Annotated in this window: 5 protein-coding genes; 1 reads left to right on the top strand and 4 read right to left on the bottom strand. The window is 72.7% G+C overall.

What is annotated here, in order from left to right:
* Positions 1-699 (bottom strand): M48 family metalloprotease (locus ACFW2E_RS42760; RefSeq protein WP_384476352.1); only part of this gene is annotated, 699 nt, incomplete at its 3' end.
* Complete coding sequence (locus tag ACFW2E_RS42755) at positions 696-1,067, bottom strand: BlaI/MecI/CopY family transcriptional regulator (protein ID WP_384476349.1); 372 nt, start codon at positions 1,065-1,067, stop codon at positions 696-698. The genes ACFW2E_RS42755 and ACFW2E_RS42760, both read right to left, overlap by 4 nt.
* A 245-nt stretch (positions 1,068-1,312) precedes the next feature.
* Between ACFW2E_RS42755 and ACFW2E_RS42750 the strand changes: the two genes are divergently transcribed.
* Positions 1,313-1,771, top strand: a complete 459-nt coding sequence (locus tag ACFW2E_RS42750) for a pyridoxamine 5'-phosphate oxidase family protein (RefSeq protein ID WP_384476346.1) — start codon at positions 1,313-1,315, stop codon at positions 1,769-1,771.
* Positions 1,772-1,781: 10 nt separating this feature from the next.
* On the opposite strand, the gene ACFW2E_RS42745 is transcribed toward ACFW2E_RS42750, so the two are convergent.
* Positions 1,782-2,690, bottom strand: coding sequence for an oxidoreductase (locus tag ACFW2E_RS42745; protein ID WP_384476343.1), 909 nt, complete (start codon positions 2,688-2,690; stop codon positions 1,782-1,784).
* A 42-nt stretch (positions 2,691-2,732) separates the two neighbouring features.
* Positions 2,733-4,097 (bottom strand): phospholipase, encoded by a 1,365-nt coding sequence (locus ACFW2E_RS42740; protein WP_384476355.1) that lies wholly within the window; start codon positions 4,095-4,097, stop codon positions 2,733-2,735.
* Positions 4,098-4,111: the final 14 nt, after the last annotated feature.

Raw genomic sequence — 4,111 nt, 5'->3', positions numbered from 1 at the left:
GGCGAGGGCCGCGCGGGCGATGGCGCGGGCGGTCAGGCGCCGGTCGCCCACGGCGGTGGCCGCGGCCTCGTCGGCGGCGCGCTCGGCGGCGAGCCGGATGGTCGCGCGCACCGGGCGCAGCGCCGGATGGCAGTGGGCGGCGAGTTCGGCGACCGCGAGGAAGAAGTGGTGGCCGCCCTCGTTGTGCGCCCGCTCATGGGCGAACAGGGCCTCCCGTTCGGCGGCGTCCAGGCTGCGCAGCATCGCGGTGGTGACGACGATGCGGTGCGGGCGCCCGGGCAGCGCGTAGGCATCGGGCAGCGGTGAGTCGACGACGCACAGATCACCCGCCGCAGGCCCGCTCGCCGCCTCCGAGCGGGCCGCGCGGAAGGCACGGGTCTGGCGCAGCACCGAGCGGGCCAGGGTCCAGGAGCACACGGCCAGGGTGCCCACGGAGGTCACCGCCACCGGGAGGACGAAGACGTCGGAGACGGTGCTCAGCGGATGGACGAGCTCGCCGAACGCGGCGAACAGCGGCAGCCTGAGCAGCCCGATGAGGACGAACGCCCCCAGCGCGGCCAGGGAGCAGCCCGCGAACGCCACGGCCGAGACGGTGATCACCCACAGCGCGGCGACGGGCGCCAGCCGGCCGAACGCCCGCCGGGCCAGGGCCGGCATGGCGAACGGCAGCAGGAGCGGGAGGAGGAGCAGCGCCGTCATCGCGCACCGGGTTCGAGCAGGTCGCGCAGTATGCGCTCGTCGTCGGCGCTGAGCTGGGCGACGAAGCGGGCGAGCACGGTCTCGCGGTCGCTGTCGCGGTCGAGTTCCGTGTGCATGCGGCGGGCGGTGAGGCCCTGGGCGTCCTGGACCGGGTGGTAGGCGTAGCCGCGGCCCTGCCGCTGCCGGTCGACGACGCCCTTCTCGTGCAGGCGGGACAGGATCGTCGTCACCGTGGTGCGCGCCAGACCCGCGCCGAGGCTCAGTTGCACCTGGCCGGGCGTCTGGGGGGCACCGGCGGCCCACAGGGCGGCCATGACGCTCGCTTCGAGCTCGCCGGCGGGCCGGCGTTCGTCCTTCGAGTCGGTCATGGAAACGTTCCTCACCCCGTCCTCGTCCACGGTCCGCTGTCCGGTGGACCGTCTACGCGATTGTAGTCGGCCGGGTGGTCGTCGTACGACCGTGCCGGTACGCCCATCATGAAAGGGACGTGCGGCCATGAAAGGGGCGTGCGGCGGTGACCGCGGGATTCGGCACGCCCGGAGCGGGACCGGGACGACAGACCTAGGTCATGGGCCCGAGGCGCCCCGGGGACCCGGTCGGTAGCGTCCGGGACATGAAGATCACCGAGCCGCCACGCGGCCCCGAGCAGCGCAAGCGCGACGTACTGGCCCGCCTGGAGCGGGAGTCGGACGTCTGGGTGGCCACGGCCGGCACGGACGGCTCGCCGTGTCTCGTGGCGCTCTGGTTCGTCTGGGACGGGGAGTTCGTCTGGCTGTCCACCCGGGTCTCCAACCCGACCGGCCGCAACCTGCGGGACGGCGCCCGTGCCCGGCTGGCCTTCGCGGACACGCGGGACGTCGTACTCCTCGACGGGGAGGCGGCGGTGTTCACCGCACAGGAGGTGCCGTCCGCTGCGGCCGGCGCGTTCCTGGCGAGGACGGGCTGGGATCCACGCGAGGACAGCCCGTCGTACGCCTACTTCCGGGTCCGGCCGCTCGCGGTGCAGGCCTGGCGCGAGGAGCACGAACTGCGTGGCCGGCATCTGATGCGGGACGGGGAGTGGGCCGTCTGAGTCCCGCCGGTCAGCCGGCCTGTGTACGCGCCCCGTTCAGCCGCGCCACCTCGTCCTCGGACAGGCGCAGGGCGCCCGCGGCAACGTTCTCGACGAGATGGCCGGGGTTGCCGGTGCCGGGGATGGCGAGCACGTGCGGGCCCTGGTGCAGGGTCCAGGCGATGCGGACCTGAGCGGGGCTCGCCCCGTGCTCGCGGGCCACGGTGAGCACCACGTCGTCGTGGTGCTGCGTGGCGCCGCGCGGTCCGCCGTCTCCGGCGACCGCGTATAACGGCACGAACGCGATGCCCCGTTCACCGCAGATGCGCAGCATCTCGTCGCCGACGGGACCGGGCCGGTCCACCGCGTACCGGTTCTGGACACACACCACCGGGGCGATCTCGAGGGCCTCGGCGAGCTGGTGCGGCCCGACGCCGGAGATGCCGAGGTGCCTGATCAGGCCCGCTTCCCGCAGTTCGGCGAGGGCGCCGAAGTGCTCGGCGACGGACTCCTGGCGGCCGGTCCGGCGGAGGTTGACGACGTCGAGGTGGTCGCGGCCGAGCTGGCGCAGGTTCTCCTCGACCTGGCCGCGCAGCTGGTCGGGCCGGGCCGGGGTGCCCCACTCCCCCTGCTGGTCGCGGTGGGGGCCGACCTTGGTGACGATCACCAGGTCCTCGGGGTATGGGGCGAGCGCGCTGTTGATGAGTTCGTTGGCCGAGCGCAGGGACGAGAAGTAGAAGGCGGCCGTGTCGATGTGGTTCACGCCGAGTTCAACGGCCTTGCGCAGCACGGCGATCGACCGTTCGCGGTCGCTGGGTGTGCCCAGGTGGAAGGCCGCGCTGCCGGTCAGCCGCATCGCGCCGAAGCCGACGCGGTTGACGTGCAGGTCACCGAGGTTCCAGGTCCCCGCGGTGTCCGCGGTGATCGTTTCGGAGGTCATCGGCGGAGTCTCGCACATGCCCCCGGTGCGGACGCGAGCGGACTACGGGTAGGTGTAGGTGTTCAGTGCGGCAACGGCCGACGCCGGGTCGCCGAGGTCGTAGCGGTCCACGGCAAGGAAGTTGGGCTTCCTGCGGGCCGCCGGCTGGCAGAAGCGCCGGGCGCGGTCGGCGAGTTTGGTGTTGTCCGTCTGTGCCGTCCCGGCGATGGTGGCGTCGCGGAAGTGGTTCATGACGAACAGGGGCCGGAAGCCGGTCTCGGTGCGGGTCAGCGGGATGTTGGTGCCCGCGTCGTACCAGCGGCTGTAGCAGGACCAGTCGGAGGAGCCGAGGCCGGAGCCCATGGACCAGTAGTTCTCCACGGTCCACTCCCGCTGGTACATCACGCCGAAGCTGTCCCGGGTCAGACCCGCGGACTCGTCGGCGGAGCGGCTGTGGTCGGTGAAGATCAGCAACCGCTGGTTCGCGGCGACGAGATCGGCGAGCGTGGGCCAGCCGTTGTGGCGCACACCGGTCCGGTCGGGACGGTAGAGGACGTCCGGCAGGCCGTTGACACGGGCGAGTTCGGAACGCAGCACACCGGGGTCGACGTAGTCCTCCAGGAAGACGGTGACGAACTGGTCGGGGTGGGTCCTGAGGAAGTCGACCACCCGCTGCAGGTCGACCCACAGCGCGACGGGCCTGCTGACCAGCGTGCAGCTGTTGTGGCAGAGGATCGCGCCGTCCGGGGTCTGGTGGACGTCCAGCATGAAGCCGCGTACTCCGTCGCCGAGTTGCCGGCTGATGCCGCGGCTCTGGTTGGGGAAGAAGTTCACGAAGGGCGGGGCGAAGCCGCCGTCGACGCCGTTGGCATAGGCGTTGTGCGCGGTGAGGAAGGTGACCTGGTCGAGGGTGCGCCGGTCCTGCGGCGGCATGGGGCTGGTGACGGGGCCGACCGGGGTGAGGTACCAGGCGGCGAGGCTGCCGGAGCCGCCGACGGCCAGCTGGGCCGGGTAGTCGGCGCCGGAGGGCTGGGCCGCCACGGTCAGGTGGCGGTCGGCGCCCGGGACCTCGATGGTGTAGCGGTCGTCACCGGCCGGTGCGATGTCCCAGGCGGCGTCCGTGCTGGTACAGGCCACGGTCCTGGCCTGGTCGCCGAAGCGGCCGAGGCAGCTGCCGGCCGTGTCGGCGCTCTCCAGGACGTACGCGGATCCGCTCGCCCTCAGGTTCCACTGCTGGTGGTCCTCGTCGCCCTTGGGTCTGTGCTGTTCCACCGCTCCCCCGTTGTCGGCCGCGTTCAGACCGGTCACGGCGCTCTGGACGTAGTAGGCGCCGGCGGCGGGAACCGTGGTGACGGCGTGCGAGGGAGGTGCGACGGCCGCAGCGACGAGCGCGGCGGCCAGGGCGAACAGGGCGTGGGGGGTGCGCATGCGGGTTCCCATCC

The organism is Streptomyces sp. NPDC058964, from assembly GCF_042741275.1.
In the GTDB taxonomy this organism is placed as follows: domain Bacteria; phylum Actinomycetota; class Actinomycetes; order Streptomycetales; family Streptomycetaceae; genus Streptomyces.
Note: the sequence above shows the minus strand (reverse complement) of the source record. Positions and strands in the feature narration are given on the sequence as shown.